We start from the raw sequence: 14,629 nt of genomic DNA, 5'->3' as shown, positions 1-14,629 counted from the left end.
GGCGAAACCCAATGGATCCCACCACCACACCTCGACCGCGGCCAACCCCGCACCAACACCTTCCACCACCCCGAAAAAGTGCTCGGCACCGGCGACGGTGATGACCACGAGGGTGACGAGCACGAGGGTGACGACCACGCGACGTAGCAATCTTGCTACCGCACTGATTAATCTGATTTCTCGTGACTGGCCAGCGCACCTTGCTGTTGATGCGGCACGCGAAGTCCGATTACCCACCGGGTGTCGCCGACCATGATCGGCCGCTGGCCCCCCGCGGCATCAAACAGGCCGGGCTCGCCGGCGACTGGCTACGTTCCCACGCGCCCGCCATCGACGGCGTGCTGTGCTCCACGGCGACGCGCACCCGGGAGACGTTGCGGAACACCCGCATCGACGCGCCGGTGCGATACAGCGAGCGTCTCTATGCCACCACGCCCGGCGCGATGATCGACGAGATCAACACCGTCGACGACGGCGTCAGCACGCTGCTTGTGATCGGGCACGAGCCGACGATGTCGGGCCTTGCGCTGATGCTCGGTGGCGCTGGTGATACGAATATCACTGCAGCCGAACGCATTTCGAATAAGTTTCCGACGTCGGCGATCGCGGTGCTCACCGTGCCCTGCGCGTGGAAAGAGCTGGAACTCGGGGTGGCGACGCTGGTCGACTTCGAGGTGCCGCGGTAGGAGTGCACTGCGCGCTAGGAGTTCGATTGCCCGACTCCTCCGCACCCGGCTCCGCCGGCCGCATCGTCGCCGCGCTAGGAGTTCGTCGCCAGCGTCAGCTCCATCAGCTTGATCGCCTGTCCGCACGCATCGATGCCGGGCGCCTGCGGATTGATCCACCATCCGACCACCCCGGCGGCATCGCTGGCCACGCCGCACGCACCGTTCGCGTCGTCGGGCCGCATCACGATCGAATCGATGCCGGCGATCGAACGCGTCTCGACCTTGTACTTCAAGAATTCCGCGACCTTGCGCTCGTTGCTGAGGCTGCCCTGCTCGAACCAGAACCGGGTGATGTCGATCAGACCGGCCGGGTTGGCCGCCTGCCAGCGGCAGATCGCACCGACGAACGTGCTCTGGATGTCGAGCGGGTCCGCGCCCACGGTCTTGGCGAGGATGTCGCTGGTCAACACTTCACATTCCTTGAGCAGGTTCGGGTACTGCTGCTGGGAGTTGTTGTTGCGGGGCACGTTGCCGCCCGCCTTGACCGCGTTGCCCCCAATCGAGCGGGAACAGCCCGTCAACACCACGAGCGCGGCGATCAATATGGTCGCTGCGACGCGGACAGTCCGTCTGCTCCGCGATCCGGCGCGCATGGCGGCCATCATTTCGAGTTCGCAATCGATTGGCGAGCCAGCTCTTTCGCTATGTCGCACGGTGGCGGGAACGGCTTCTGGCTGAAACTGATTGACCATTCAATAAAGTCGTCCTGGAACTGAATGCCCACCTCACACAGCGAGTCACCCAGGTTGGGCTCGTTGCCGACGGCGATGAAACCGCCGTGGCCGTCGATGTTGATGTCATCGACGCTGGCACGGGAGAGCTCCTCGGTTTTGCGCTCGCGTCCGATGGGGCTACCGCGATACCAGGAGAAGGAGAAGTGCGGCCCGAGGATGCCACCGCCAGCGAGCCACTGGCAGCCGACGGAGTTGCGGGCGGTATTGATCAGCCCGGTGACCTTGGTGAGTTCGGCTACGGTCTGGTCGCTGATGCCGCCGCATTGCGGGAACATCGCGCCGTGGCTGCCCTGGCCGCTCTGCGGCGTCGACGACGCCGTCGCTCCCGGCTTGTTGCCGCCGGAATCGGAGCAGGCCGCAACCGCGGGGATCAGGATCGTCAATGCTGACGCCACAAGAGCCAGCGCCCTCGTGTCACGCCGCACCGCTACCCTGCTTCCGTTCCGCCCGCTGCTGGTCCACACGATGCACTGTAGCGGCAGCCCAGCGGGTCAACCACCGACGCGCCTGAGCAGGTATTTCGGCGCCGCCAACAAGTGCGGCGCCGAGCTTGACCGTCCGGCGGTTGGCGGGGACGGTCGGGCGGACGATATGCGACAGTTACCCAATGCTCCTGGCACTGCTGCGCCAGTACATCCAGCCGTACCGGCGGCTGGTGGCGGTGCTGATGGTGCTGCAGTTGATCGGCAATCTCGCATCGCTGTACCTGCCGACGGTCAACGCCGCCATCATCGACGAGGGCGTGGCCAAGGGCGACACCAGCACAATCGTTCGGCTCGGCATGGTGATGCTCGGGGTCACCGCCCTGCAGGTGTTGTGCTCGGTCGGGGCGATCTATTTCGGTTCGCGCACCGGGATGGGCTTCGGCCGCGACCTGCGCGCTGCGATGTTCGACCACGTCACCACCTTTTCCGAGCGCGAAACCGCCGGATTCGGAGCGCCGACGCTGCTGACGCGCAGCACCAACGACGTCCGGCAGATCCAGTACCTGGTCCAGATATCCGGCACCGTGCTGGTGACGGCCCCGATCATGTGCCTCGGCGGGATCTTCATGGCCATCCGCCAGGAGGCCGCGCTGACGTGGCTGCTGTTGGTCAGCGTGCCGATCATGGCGGTCGCCAACTACTGGGTGATGTCGCACATGTTGCCCCTGTTCCGCCGGATGCAGGGCCTCATCGACGGCATCAACCGGGTGATGCGCGATCAGCTGGCCGGCGTCCGGGTGGTCCGGGCGTTCGCCCGCGAGGATTTCGAGCGCGACCGCTTCGCGCGCGCCAACACGGCGCTGTCGAATACCGCGCTGACCGCGGGCAACTGGCAAGCGTTGATGCTGCCGGTGACCACGCTGACCATCAACGTGTCCAGCGTCGCGCTGATCTGGTTCGGCGGCCTGCGCATCGACCGCGGCCAGATGCAGGTCGGCTCGTTGACCGCCTTTCTGGCCTACTTCACCCAGATCCTGATGGCGGTGTTGATGGCGACGATGACGTTGGTGGTGTTGCCGCGAGCCTCCGTGTGCGCCGAACGGATCGCCGAGGTGCTCGGCACCCGCCCCGCCGTCACCGATCCCCCGAATCCGCGATCCCCACGCGGCGCGATTACCGGGACGGTGCGTTTGGACGGCGCGACGTTCACCTATCCGGGTGCCGATCGACCGGTGCTGCAAAGCATTTCGCTGAGCGCGCTGCCCGGAACCACCACCGCCATCGTCGGCAGCACCGGTTCGGGGAAGTCGACGCTGGTCTCGCTGATCTGCCGGCTCTACGACGTGACCGGCGGCGCCGTCTCGGTCGACGGCATCGACGTCCGGGATTACCAGACCGAACGGTTGTGGTCGGCGATCGGGCTGGTCCCCCAGCGCGGTTACCTGTTTTCCGGGACCGTCGCGGACAACCTGCGCTACGGCGCCGCTCCACACCAAACGGTCACCGACGAACAGATGTGGGAAGCGTTACGGGTGGCCGCCGCCGACGATTTCGTGCGAGCCCACGATGACGGGCTGCACATGCGGGTGGCGCAGGGCGGTATCAACTTCTCCGGCGGGCAGCGGCAACGACTCGCCATCGCCCGGGCGGTCATCCGCCGCCCGGCCATCTATTTGTTCGACGACTCGTTCGCCGCGCTCGATGCGCACACCGACGCGCGAGTCCGCGCCTCGCTCCGGGAGATCTCCGGAGACGCCACCGTCATCGTTGTCACACAACGTATCTCGATCGCGTCCAAAGCCGATCAGGTGATCGTGATCGACAACGGGAATCTGGTGGGCGCGGGCACCCACGAATCGCTGCTGGCCGATTGCGCCATTTACGCCGAATTCGCCGATTCGCAGTCGGTCGACGCCGTGCGATCGGGCCAGGCCGGGGGGTCGCCGTGACCCCCGCGCCCACCAAGCCGGCCAACCGGCCGACCCCCGCAACCCGTTCCCGCGACTTCTGGGGTTCGGCCGCCCGCCTGGTGAAACGTCTTGCGCCGCAACGACGGCTGTGCATCGCGGTGATCACGTTCGGTGTCATCGGCACGGCGATCGGGGTGGTCGTCCCGCGGATCCTGGGACATGCCACGGACTTGCTGTTCAACGGTGTCATCGGGCGCCAGCTCCCCGCCGGGCTCACCAAGGCGCAGGCCGTCGACGCCGCGCGCAGCCGGGGTGCCAGCACGTTCGCCGACCTGCTGTCCGGGATGAATGTGGTGCCGGGTCACGGCGTGGATTTCGGGGCGGTCGCCCGAACGCTGGCGCTGGCGCTGTCGCTGTATCTCGTTTCCGCGCTGCTGATTTGGGTACAGGCGCGGCTGCTCAACATCACCGTGCAGCGCACCATGGTGGCGCTGCGTTCCGATGTCGAGGACAAGATCCACCGGTTGCCGTTGTCCTACTTCGACGGCCGGCAGCGTGGTGAACTGCTGAGCCGCGTCACCAACGACGTCGACAACATCCAATCCTCGCTGTCGATGACGATCAGCCAGCTGCTGACAGCGGTTCTGACCGTGCTGGCGGTGCTGGCGATGATGCTGTCGATCTCACCGCTGCTGGTGGTGATCACCGTACTGACCGTGCCGTTGTCGCTGTTGGCCACACGGGCGATCGCTCGACGTTCCCGGCGACTGTTCGTCGCTCAGTGGACCAGCATCGGACGCCTCAACGCGCACATCGAGGAGACCTACAGCGGTTTCACGGTGGTCAAGACGTTCGGCCACCAGGCGGCGTCGCGCGAGCGATTCCGCACCCTCAACGACGAGGTCTACCACGCCAGCTTCGGCGCTCAATGCTTCTCCGGGCTGGTGGCGCCCGCGACCACCTTCATCGGCAACCTCGGCTACGTCGCCGTCGCCGTGGTGGGCGGCCTGCAGGTGGCCACCGGCCGCATCACCCTGGGCAACATCCAGGCGTTCATTCAGTATGTGCGGCAGTTCAACTCACCACTGAGCCAATTGGCCGGGATGTACAACACCCTGCAATCCGGGCTGGCCAGCGCCGAGCGTGTCTTCACACTGCTCGACGAACCCGAAGAATCGCCGGATCACGCGCCCGCCCGACCCGCCGCGACCCCGCGGCCGGGCGGGCGCGTCGAGTTCGCGCACGTGAGCTTTGCCTACCATCCCGGCACACCGGTGATCGAAGACCTGTCGATGGTGGCCGAACCGGGGAGCACGGTGGCGATCGTCGGGCCGACCGGGGCGGGCAAAACGACGCTGGTGAACCTGCTGATGCGGTTCTACGACGTCGATGCGGGCCAGATCCTGCTCGACGGGATCGACATCACCACGATGGACCGGCAGGCGCTGCGGTCGCGGATCGGCATGGTGCTGCAGGACACCTGGCTCTTCGAAGGGACGATCGCGGAGAACATCGCCTACGGACGTCCCGACGCCGGCGAAGACGAGGTGCTCGAAGCCGCCAGGGCAGCCCACGTCGATCCGTTCGTGCGGACATTGCCGGCCGGCTACCAGACCCGAATCAGCGGCGACGGCGGCAACATCAGTGCCGGCGAGAAGCAGCTCATCACCATTGCACGCGCGTTTCTTGCCCGCCCACAGTTGTTGATCCTGGACGAGGCGACCAGCTCGGTCGATACCCGCACCGAGGCCCTCATCCAGCACGCCATGTGCGAACTGCGCCGCGATCGCACGAGTTTCATCATCGCGCACCGCCTTTCGACGATCCGCGATGCCGAGCGCATCTTGGTGGTCGAGGCCGGCCGGATCGTCGAACAGGGTAATCACGCCGAGTTGCTGGCCCGGCGCGGCGCCTACTACGCGATGACCCAGGCCTGACGGCCACCCGTCGCGCAGGGCTCGGCGCCGAAGCCGCCGCGCTGTTACCAAGAACTCATTGAGAAAGCGTGAAGGAACAAACGAGACGCTGAAACCGTCCTACTCAGACAGATCACCTGAAAGGGGTGGCAGCAATGTTCTCACTCCGCATCACGACGATGGCTACCACCGCGATCGGCACCGCCGCCATCGGACTTGCCTCCGTTGGCTTGGCCGGCACCGCCGCGGCGAGCGCCGTGCAAACCGCCGACGCGGCGTTCCTCTCCCAGATGCAAAGCCTCGGCATCACTTTCCCGTCAACTCAAGCGGCCGTGCAGGCCGGCCACCAGGTGTGCACCGAACTGGCCACCGGCAAAAACCCGACCGCGGTCACCGTCCAGATCTTCCGTCACACCAACCTGACTCCCCCGCAGGCGGCCAACCTGGTGATGGCGGCGACCAAGGCCTACTGCCCGCAGTTCTCCGGTCAGCCCGCCTAGGCGACCGACGGCCCACGATGGGGGATTTCGACGATCGAAATCCCCCATCGACCGTTGCAGCAAACAACACGCCAGGCGACGCCGCAACCCCGAGTCGGGCCCGGGAGCAAACACGGCGGACATCCCCGAACTGCTCGCCCAGTACAAGATCGGTGCCGTCGTCAGCGACCAGGACGACGCCGCACAGGCCGGCACCCCTTCGGGACTGGTGGCAATCGAGCGGGCTTTGGGCGGCGTGGTCCACCTCAACGACAGCGGCACACCGGAAGGTCGCAACGAGCAAATCCCGTCCAGCTCTTCGTCGAGTCCTGGGAGACCGGCAACGAATTGATGGTCGTCGCCACCTGAACCGCCGCCCGCGTGCGGGTATATCTCGACGGTGCAAGTCAATTCGTGCGCGGCACCCACTATCGCGGTGGGAACGAACACATTTCAGCCATCCGGTATCGCCGCGTAGTGCCGCAGCGGGTTGATGATGGCGACGACATGCCGTCGGAGCTCGGCGGTTTGCCGGGATTCTCAACGAATCCGCCTGCTTGCCGTCACAATCACCACTGTGACCTCATGGCGTGTGACCTCATGGCACCCGACACGGCGGACGCGGAAAGGCTGGTAGGCCCGATGGCGGACAAACGTCTCGAATTCGGTCTGCTCGGACCGTTGGAGATGAGCGTTGACGGTGCCCTGGTGCCGCTGGGCACGCCCAAACAGCGGGCGGTGCTGGCCATGCTGCTGGTGAACCGCAACAGCCCGGTCGGCGTCGATCGGCTTATCACGGCGCTGTGGGACGAGTCGCCACCGTCCGGGGCGCGGGCCAGCATCCACTCCTACGTCTCCAACCTGCGCAAGCTGCTGACCGGCAGCGGTGTCGATCCGCGCACGGTGCTGGTCGCGGCGCCACCGGGTTACCGGCTCAACATCTCCAATGACACTTGCGATCTCGGCCGGTTCATCGCCGAAAAGACCGCCGGCATGCATGCGGCGGCCGCGGGCCGGTTCGAACAGGCCAGCCAGCACCTGTCGACCGCCTTGGCCGAATGGCGCGGCCCGGTGCTCGAGGACCTGGAGGGTTTTCGGTTCGTCGACACCTTCAACACCTCCCTCGTCGAAGAGAAGATCCTGGCCCACACGGCGCAGGCCGAGGCCGAAATCGCCTGCGGACGTGCCTTTACCGTGATCACCGAACTGGAAGCCCTGACGGCCGAACATCCCTACCGCGAGCAACTGTGGGCTCAGTTGATGACCGCCTACTACCTCAGCGACCGCCAATCCGACGCGCTCGCGGCCTACCGCCGCGTCCAGAAATCGCTCGCCGATGACCTCGGGATCGACCCGGGCCAAAATCTGCGTGCCCTCAACGACCGCATCCTGCGCCAAGAACCGCTGGACGCCAAGAAGAACGCGATGACGACCGCGGCGGTCGCGATCACAGTGCTCGAGCAGTACACGCTGTCATCGGACACGAAAGCGGTCGCCTATCTGCACGAGGTGAACGGGCGCAGTTTTCCGCTTCGCGGGTCGACAACGATTGGGCGGCTTAGCGACAACGACATCGTTCTCGACTCCCCCAAAGTCAGCCGGCACCATGCCGTCATCGTCGACACCGGAACCAGCTACATCATCGACGACCTTCGCTCCTCCAACGGCGTACACGTGCAGGACCAACGAATCCGTTCGGCCGCGACCTTGCACGACGGCGACCGCGTTCGGATCGGCGACCACGAATTCACCTTCCAGATCGCCGGTAACGCCGACGACGAGGGCTAGGACCTCGGCGAGCCGACCCGCGCTGACACCCGCGGCAATTGTTCCCGTTATCGTGCGGTGGGACGCCTGCGCGCTTACCGTCATGATTGCTCAGTCACGGGTTGCAATCGTGTGTCTGTCCGCAAAGTCTTCCAAGAGGACCGGCGGGCCAGGGGTTGGGTTGGAAGGATGAGGAATGAGTGACGAGCAGTCCTCACGAGCGGGGTCGATGTTTGGCCCCTACCACCTAAAACGGCTGCTGGGCCGCGGTGGGATGGGTGAGGTCTACGAGGCCGAACACACGGTCAAAGAGTGGACGGTCGCGGTCAAACTTCTCTCCGAAAGCTTTAGCAGAGACCCGGTGTTTCGCGAGCGGTTGAAGCGCGAAGCGCGCACCGCCGGTCGTTTGCAGGAGCCCCACGTGGTGCCGGTGCACGACTACGGCGAGATCGACGGCCAGATGTTTCTGGAGATGCGCTTGGTCGAGGGCACCGACCTCGACAGCGTGCTCAAGCGCTTCGGCCCGCTGACCCCGCCCCGCGCGGTCGCCATCATCACCCAGATCGCCTCCGCGCTCGATGCCGCGCACGCCGCCGGGGTGATGCACCGCGACATCAAACCGCAGAACATTCTGGTGACCCGGGACGACTTCGCCTACCTGGTCGACTTCGGCATCGCCAGCGCCACCACCGATGAGAAGCTCACGCAGCTCGGCACCGCGGTCGGCACCTGGAAATACATGGCGCCAGAACGGTTTTCCGACGCCGAAGTCACCTACCGCGCCGACATCTACGCGCTGGCCTGCGTGCTGTTCGAGTGCTTGACCGGCTCCCCGCCCTATCGGGCCGACAGCGCCGGGGTGCTGGTGTCCGCCCATATGATGGACCCCATTCCCGCGCCCAGCGAGCAGCGCCCGGGCGTCCCCAAGGCTTTCGACGCGGTGATCGCGCGCGGCATGGCCAAAAGGCCCGAGGACCGCTACGCCAGCGCCGGCGACCTGGCCCTGGCCGCCAAGGAAGCGCTCAGCAACCCCGACCAGGACCGCGCCGACACCATCTTGCGCCGCAGCCAGGAATCCGCCCTGCCCACCGTCGAACACCCCGGCCTGCACGCCGCTGCCGCGCCTCCGCAGCCGTATCAGCCCACGTTCAACACGCCGCCACCGTCGCCATTCGACCCACCGCCGGCCCCGAATTCCGGGCCGATACCGTCGCAGAGCGGTCCGGCGTGGGCCCCCGCCAGTGGCCCGATCCCGACGGCCGGCCAACCCGCGCCGCCCTATTACCAAGGCGGCAACGCCAACTGGGGCGGACCGCCACAGTTCACCAGCTCAACACCCTGGGGCCAGGCCCCGCCCAAGCCGCACCGCAATGTCTGGCCCATCATCGCTGCCGTCGCGGTGGTGCTCGTTCTCATCGCGAGCGGAGTGGGCATCTGGCTTGTCGTTCGGCCCAAGCCGGAACCGCCGCAGGCCGCCCCGCTGGGACCCGAACGCCTCAGCGCCCTACTGCTCGGTCCGGCGGACGTCAACACCGTGATGGGCTCGTCCTCGATGCAGCCGGGCAAACCGATCACGTCGACGGACAGCTCGTCGGTGACGGTGTCCGCGCCCGACTGCCAGGGCGCGCTCTACACCACCCAGGATCCGGTGTACGCGGGCACCGGCTATTCGGCGGTCAGCGGACTGGTGTCGTCGGAGCCGGGCGACAACTACGACCACTGGGTCAACCAGGCCGTGGTGCTGTTTCCGTCCGCCGATAAGGCCAAGAGCTTCGTGCAGAACTCCGCGGAGAAGTGGAAAGGCTGCGCCGGCAAGACGGTGACCGTCACGAACAAGAGCAAGACCTATCGGTGGACGTTCGCCCAGGTGCAGGGCAGCCCACCGAAGGTCACGCTGATGGACACGCAGGAGGGCGCCGACGGCTGGGAGTGCCAGCGTGCGCTCAGCACGGCCAACAACGTGGTCGTCGACATCAACGCGTGCGGGTACCACATCAGCGATCAGGGTGCCCAGATCGCCGACAAGATCGTCGGCAAAATCGACAGCGAAAAGCCCGAGGGCTAACGGGCCAGGCCGCTAAGGCGCGGCGGCCCTGTCACGACTGAAAGGTCACGACTGAAGGTCGGGGCCCTGCGCGCGCAGGTCGTCGACCGCCGACATCGCACCCCGCAATTTCGCCAACCACTCCTCGGCGTGTTCACCGACCAGCTTCACCGACCACGCGAGAGCGTCGGCGCGGGAACGGGCGACACCGGCATCGACCAACGTGTCGAGCACTTGGCGTTCGGGTTGCTTCAGCCGCGTCATGACAGGTACTGCGATGTGCGTGAACAGAATTCGCTCGATGCCTGTCGTGGAGCCGACCTCGACGCCCCAGGACACCTTGCGCCCGTAGCGATCCTGCGCCTCGTCGGCGATATGCATTCGCTCCGACCGGGTGTCTTCGCGGAATCGTGAAGCTCGCCCGGCCGCGCGGGCCTCGCTCGCTTCGCCTTCCCCACTCGCCGGCTCCGGGAGCTTCCCGATGACGGTGATCTCTTCGCGGTCGACGACCACCGTGGGGTCGCCGTCGAACCAGTTCTCCGGGAGGCGTCCGGCGAACCACTCCGCGGCGTCGCTGGCGTCGGGTTGCTGGGCTTGCTGCCAACCTCCGGGGCGGCCGTACCGGCGCCCGTGTGTGTGATGAGCCTTCATGATTACATGATTACACCGTTGCAGACATTAGGGAACAGCCGTTCACCGGCAGCGAAACGACGTCCCGGCGCGGAGCTGTCTTCGGGGGCGGCCAACCCCGGGCCTATAAGGTGTCGAGGACGCGGGCCGACCGGGAAAACCCGTTGATCTGGGCTGCTCGACGGCGTATTTTGGGTAACGAAGCAGGCCCGGAAGCGACCAATTCGAAGTGCCGGAACACGGGGTAGGAATCCGGCCGCGTAGGACACGCATAAGACGGAGTCAGACGCCCCCTGGAGTCGCGCCGGGCCTGCCCTTGTGTCGATACCTCTTCCCTGCTGGGCAGAGTGGGCATCAGTCGCCGTCGCAGCGTGGGCGTCAGTCGCCGTCGCCCCGCCGGACGCGGAAGAGTTTCACCTCGCCCTTGATGCCCTTGAGGCGGCGGGCGCCGGCGAACGATCCGGAGAACTCGCCACTGTCGCCGATGACGTCCCAGACCGAATCCGCGGCCAGGATGGTGCCCGGGCGCGCCACGCTGGTGACCCGGCTCGCCACGTTGACCGGACTGCCGAACCAATCGCCGGCCCGGCTCACTGCCATGCCGGAGGCCACGCCCGCCCGCAACCGCGGATAGTCGTTATCGGTATCGACGGCTTCGACGAGTTTCACGACGACGTCGAGCAACGGCAGTGGATCGGGACAGACGAACATCACCGCATCACCGATGGTCTTGATGAAGCGCACGGGGGGCACGGTCATGTCCCGGGCGAGGATGGCCAGCCGGTTGGCCAGATGCCCCAACTCCTCGGGCGACACCGCCTCGCCGATCTTCGTGAAGCCGACCAGGTCCGCGAAGGCAACGGAGACTTGGCGCGCACCCGGGAGTGGCTTGCCGGCGGCGCGCTCCGCGGCATTGATCGCCTCGGTCTCCATCATGTGGCGCAGCTGCATGAACAGCATGTGCTCAATCATCGGGCCGAGCATGGGCGCGATCTTGGTCACCAAAGCCTTGGAGCCCTGGGCGATTTCGAGCTCGCTGGCCCCGGGCCGCATGATCGCCGACAGCGCCGAGTACCGCATGACCTCGGCGGCTCGCGACAACCCCTCGGCGAGCACTTGAACCACGAGAACCACCTGTTCGGGATCCAGCCCCGCATCCACGAACCGCTGGGAGAAGGCGGCGGCCTCGCCGTCGGCGCGCATGTGCACGACCGCGTCGGGGTCGTCCACGCGAACCAGACCGATCGCGCGCTGCACGCGCTGCAACAGCCCCAGGTCGATGCCGTGGGTCTCGCTGATCTCGCGGGTGGACACGTAGGTGCCGTCGTCGCCGATGAGGTGGCGGGTGGCCAGCAGCAAGGGCGGATTGGTGGTGCGGATCTCCTCGGTGCTGACGCCCTGCTCGAGCAGCCACTTCACGAGTTCGGCACGCTCCCTGCGCGCGGTTCCCTCCAGCCCCTCGAGCAGATCGTCGATGTCGTCGTCGGCCCCGTCCTGCACGTCGCCAACCTACAACGCGGGCCAGCCATGATGTGAGGTGATGAGCACACCGCTGCTGCGGGGATTCCCGCCGGTCGTCGATCAGCGCTCCAGGACGCTGATCCTGGGCTCGTTTCCCAGCGCGCAGTCGCTGGCGGCGGGCCAGTACTACGCCAATCCGCGCAACGCCTTCTGGACGATCACCGGTGAACTGTTCGGCTTCGCTTCATCCGCGCCCTACGACAGCCGGCTGGCGGCATTGCTGTCCCACGGCGTCGCGCTCTGGGATGTGCTCCACGCGTGCCGCCGTGTCGGCAGCTCCGACTCGGCGATCGAGCCAAACAGCGTGGTGGTCAACGAGTTTGACGAACTCTTCGCCCACCACCCCGCCATCACGGCGGTGTACTTCAACGGCGCCAAGGCCGCCGAGCTGTTCCGGAGGCTGACGATTGCGCCCGACCGGATCCAGTATCGGCGCCTGCCGTCGACCAGCCCGGCCCACGCGGTGCGGCCGGGCGCCAAACTCGCGGCCTGGCGGGTGATCGCGAGCGCGGCGCAGCCGGGCGGACGCTAGGACCTACGAGACCGGCGGCCGCCGCAGGGCCCACGGCCGGGCGGCCTCGATCTGCGCCGACAGCGACAGCAGGGTCGCTTCGTCATATGGCCTGCCGACGAGTTGGACCGACATCGGCAGGCCATGTCTGTCGAAGTCCCACGGCACCACCGCTGCGGGCTGTCCGGTCAGGTTCCAAATCTGTTGGTAGGGAACGTATCGACCGACCCGCAGCAGGGTCGATACGGCGCCGCGGCGTTGATAGGCGCCGATGCGCGACGGACCCGTCGCGGTGCCAGGGGTGATGACGACGTCGACGTCGTCGAAGATCGACTGAATCCGCGAGATCACGGCACCCTCGTTCGCCCGGATGGCCTCCATCCGCCGATCGGAGAAGAACGACCCCAGGCGGGCCATGTTGCGGGTGCGCGTTTCCAGACGCTCCGGGTGGGCCAGCGAGTCCGCGTCGTCGCAGATACCGCGCAAATAGCGGGGCAGATAGTTGGCGAGTATCGCCGAAACCGGATATTCGGGGTCGGCGGTGATGACGTCATGGCCGAGGTCGCGAAGCAACGCGCCGGCCTGGTCGACCGCCGCCAACTCCGCCTTGCCGACCCTGACCGGAAGCGGGGTCGGGACCTTGGTGCTCAACGCAATTCGCAACCGGCCGGGACCGCGTTCAGCCGCCGTGACGAACTCCCCCTCGGGGCCGGGCACCGTCGACGTCGCGTCCAGGAACACGGCCGCGTCCAGCACCGTCCGCGCGATCGGGCCGTTGACGCTCAGCCCGTACCAGGCGTCGTCGTGCGGCTCCAGCGACACCCGGTCCCGCTGCGGCTTCAGCCCGAACAGGCCACACCACGTCGCCGGGATGCGGATCGAGCCGCCGCCGTCGGATCCCAACGCCAGCGGGGCCAGGCCGGCCGCCACCGCGGCCGCACTTCCCCCGCTGCTGCCGCCCGGGGTGCGGGTCGGATTCCACGGATTACGGGTGGCCCCGAAGGTCATCGACTCGGTGTAGGGCAGCATCATCAGTTCGGGCACATTGGTTTTGCCGATGATCACCGCACCCGCGGCGCGCAGCCGGCGCACCACCTCCGCGTCGGACGTGACGGCGGGCCGGTGTCCGCCGCTGCCGAAGGTCGTCACCTCGCCGGCGACGTCGACATCGTCTTTGATCGCGATCGGCACGCCGAGCAGCGGTAGCCGTTCGCCCGCGTCCAGGCGCTCCTGCGCCACGGCGGCCTGGTAACGAGCTTGATCGGCGAGCACCACGCGGTAGCAACGCAGTTGGCTGTCCAGCCGCGCGATCCGGTCCAGGTAGACCTCGAGCAACTCCGGCGCGGTCAGTTCACCGCCGGCCAGCATGCGCGCTTGTGCCGCCGCGCCGGCGAAGGCGAGATCGTCCACCGCGGCAGCGTATCCCGAAGCAACAAGTACCGTGGGCGACATGTCCTGCGTGTTCTGTGCGATCGTCGCCGGCGAAGCCCCGGCCATCCGGATCTACGAAGACGACGACTACCTGGCCATCCTCGACATCCGCCCGTTCACCCGCGGCCACACCTTGGTGCTGCCCAAACGGCACAGCGTCGATCTCACCGACACCGCACCGGAGACGCTGGCCGGGATGATCACCCTGGGCCAACGCATCGCCCGGGCCGCGCGCTCCACCGAACTGGCCGACGCGACCAACATCGCCGTCAACGACGGCAGCGCCGCTTTCCAGACCGTGTTCCATATTCACCTGCACGTTTTGCCCCGGCGCAACGGGGACAAGCTGTCGGTGGCCAAGGGATTGCTGCTGCGCCGCGATCCCGACCGGGACGCCACCGGCGAGATTCTGCGCACCGCGCTGGCCCGCATCGATGCAAGTCAGCCGGATTGAGCCCAGCGGCGGTCGCCCAACGTTGCTGCACGGCCCCGCACCAACCTGGCAAAAGCCACACGTCGCGAACATCAGCGGC

Annotated in this window: 13 protein-coding genes; 8 read left to right on the top strand and 5 right to left on the bottom strand. The window is 66.8% G+C overall.

Annotation, left to right across the window (positions count from 1 at the left end; all coding sequences use genetic code 11):
- Positions 1-182: 182 nt before the first annotated feature.
- Positions 183-686 carry a SixA phosphatase family protein gene (locus A5688_RS26535; RefSeq protein ID WP_067835923.1) on the top strand — a complete coding sequence of 168 codons (504 nt, stop codon included), beginning with the start codon at positions 183-185 and terminating at the stop codon, positions 684-686.
- A gap of 74 nt (positions 687-760) precedes the next feature.
- Here the strand turns inward: A5688_RS26535 and A5688_RS26530 are convergent, their stop codons facing one another.
- Positions 761-1,333, bottom strand: a complete 573-nt coding sequence (locus tag A5688_RS26530) for a DUF3558 domain-containing protein (protein ID WP_120312285.1) — start codon at positions 1,331-1,333, stop codon at positions 761-763.
- Entirely contained in the window at positions 1,330-1,887 is a 558-nt protein-coding gene (locus A5688_RS26525; protein ID WP_067907416.1) for a DUF3558 domain-containing protein, read from the bottom strand. The genes A5688_RS26530 and A5688_RS26525 overlap by 4 nt, the downstream gene beginning before the upstream one ends.
- 182 nt (positions 1,888-2,069) lie before the next feature.
- On the opposite strand from A5688_RS26525, the gene A5688_RS26520 reads away from it, so the two are divergent.
- From A5688_RS26520 to A5688_RS26500, 5 genes are all read left to right on the top strand, one after another.
- The gene (locus tag A5688_RS26520) at positions 2,070-3,836 is read left to right on the top strand and encodes an ABC transporter ATP-binding protein (RefSeq protein WP_067907341.1); all 1,767 of its coding nucleotides are present in this window, start codon (positions 2,070-2,072) and stop codon (positions 3,834-3,836) included.
- On the top strand, positions 3,833-5,734 hold the full coding sequence (locus A5688_RS26515; protein WP_067907344.1) for an ABC transporter ATP-binding protein: 1,902 nt from the start codon (positions 3,833-3,835) through the stop codon (positions 5,732-5,734). The genes A5688_RS26520 and A5688_RS26515 overlap by 4 nt, the downstream gene beginning before the upstream one ends.
- A gap of 134 nt (positions 5,735-5,868) precedes the next feature.
- Positions 5,869-6,213 carry a DUF732 domain-containing protein gene (locus tag A5688_RS26510; RefSeq protein WP_067907347.1) on the top strand — a complete coding sequence of 115 codons (345 nt, stop codon included), beginning with the start codon at positions 5,869-5,871 and terminating at the stop codon, positions 6,211-6,213.
- 621 nt (positions 6,214-6,834) lie between these two features.
- Positions 6,835-7,980, top strand: coding sequence for a BTAD domain-containing putative transcriptional regulator (locus tag A5688_RS26505; RefSeq protein ID WP_067907419.1), 1,146 nt, complete (start codon positions 6,835-6,837; stop codon positions 7,978-7,980).
- A 175-nt stretch (positions 7,981-8,155) separates the two neighbouring features.
- A complete protein-coding gene (locus A5688_RS26500; protein WP_067907350.1) occupies positions 8,156-10,024 on the top strand; it encodes a serine/threonine-protein kinase PknH/PknJ in 1,869 nt (622 codons plus the stop codon).
- Positions 10,025-10,069: 45 nt separating this feature from the next.
- Here A5688_RS26500 and A5688_RS26495 read toward each other — a convergent pair whose 3' ends face one another.
- Both A5688_RS26495 and A5688_RS26490 read right to left on the bottom strand, forming a co-directional pair.
- Entirely contained in the window at positions 10,070-10,654 is a 585-nt protein-coding gene (locus tag A5688_RS26495; RefSeq protein ID WP_067907353.1) for a hypothetical protein, read from the bottom strand.
- 357 nt (positions 10,655-11,011) lie between these two features.
- On the bottom strand, positions 11,012-12,133 hold the full coding sequence (locus tag A5688_RS26490; protein ID WP_067907356.1) for an adenylate/guanylate cyclase domain-containing protein: 1,122 nt from the start codon (positions 12,131-12,133) through the stop codon (positions 11,012-11,014).
- 40 nt (positions 12,134-12,173) lie between these two features.
- On the opposite strand from A5688_RS26490, the gene A5688_RS26485 reads away from it, so the two are divergent.
- Entirely contained in the window at positions 12,174-12,686 is a 513-nt protein-coding gene (locus tag A5688_RS26485; RefSeq protein ID WP_067907359.1) for a DNA-deoxyinosine glycosylase, read from the top strand.
- A gap of 3 nt (positions 12,687-12,689) precedes the next feature.
- Here A5688_RS26485 and A5688_RS26480 read toward each other — a convergent pair whose 3' ends face one another.
- On the bottom strand, positions 12,690-14,117 hold the full coding sequence (locus A5688_RS26480; protein ID WP_067907361.1) for an amidase: 1,428 nt from the start codon (positions 14,115-14,117) through the stop codon (positions 12,690-12,692).
- Here A5688_RS26480 and A5688_RS26475 point away from each other — a divergent pair.
- The gene (locus A5688_RS26475) at positions 14,116-14,550 is read left to right on the top strand and encodes an HIT family protein (protein ID WP_067835902.1); all 435 of its coding nucleotides are present in this window, start codon (positions 14,116-14,118) and stop codon (positions 14,548-14,550) included. The genes A5688_RS26480 and A5688_RS26475 overlap by 2 nt on opposite strands.
- Positions 14,551-14,629: the final 79 nt, after the last annotated feature.

The organism is Mycobacterium mantenii (assembly GCF_001667865.1).
Taxonomy (GTDB): domain Bacteria; phylum Actinomycetota; class Actinomycetes; order Mycobacteriales; family Mycobacteriaceae; genus Mycobacterium; species Mycobacterium mantenii_A.
Note: the sequence above shows the minus strand (reverse complement) of the source record. Positions and strands in the feature narration are given on the sequence as shown.

Coding starts and splice junctions, on each gene's coding strand:
- A5688_RS26530 (WP_120312285.1), bottom strand. CDS start 1,333: ATGATGGCCGCCATGCGCGCCGGATCGCGGAGCAGACGGACTGTCCGC.
- A5688_RS26520 (WP_067907341.1), top strand. CDS start 2,070: ATGCTCCTGGCACTGCTGCGCCAGTACATCCAGCCGTACCGGCGGCTG.
- A5688_RS26510 (WP_067907347.1), top strand. CDS start 5,869: ATGTTCTCACTCCGCATCACGACGATGGCTACCACCGCGATCGGCACC.
- A5688_RS26505 (WP_067907419.1), top strand. CDS start 6,835: ATGGCGGACAAACGTCTCGAATTCGGTCTGCTCGGACCGTTGGAGATG.
- A5688_RS26500 (WP_067907350.1), top strand. CDS start 8,156: ATGAGTGACGAGCAGTCCTCACGAGCGGGGTCGATGTTTGGCCCCTAC.
- A5688_RS26495 (WP_067907353.1), bottom strand. CDS start 10,654: ATGAAGGCTCATCACACACACGGGCGCCGGTACGGCCGCCCCGGAGGT.
- A5688_RS26485 (WP_067907359.1), top strand. CDS start 12,174: ATGAGCACACCGCTGCTGCGGGGATTCCCGCCGGTCGTCGATCAGCGC.
- A5688_RS26475 (WP_067835902.1), top strand. CDS start 14,116: ATGTCCTGCGTGTTCTGTGCGATCGTCGCCGGCGAAGCCCCGGCCATC.
- A5688_RS26480 (WP_067907361.1), bottom strand. CDS start 14,117: ATGTCGCCCACGGTACTTGTTGCTTCGGGATACGCTGCCGCGGTGGAC.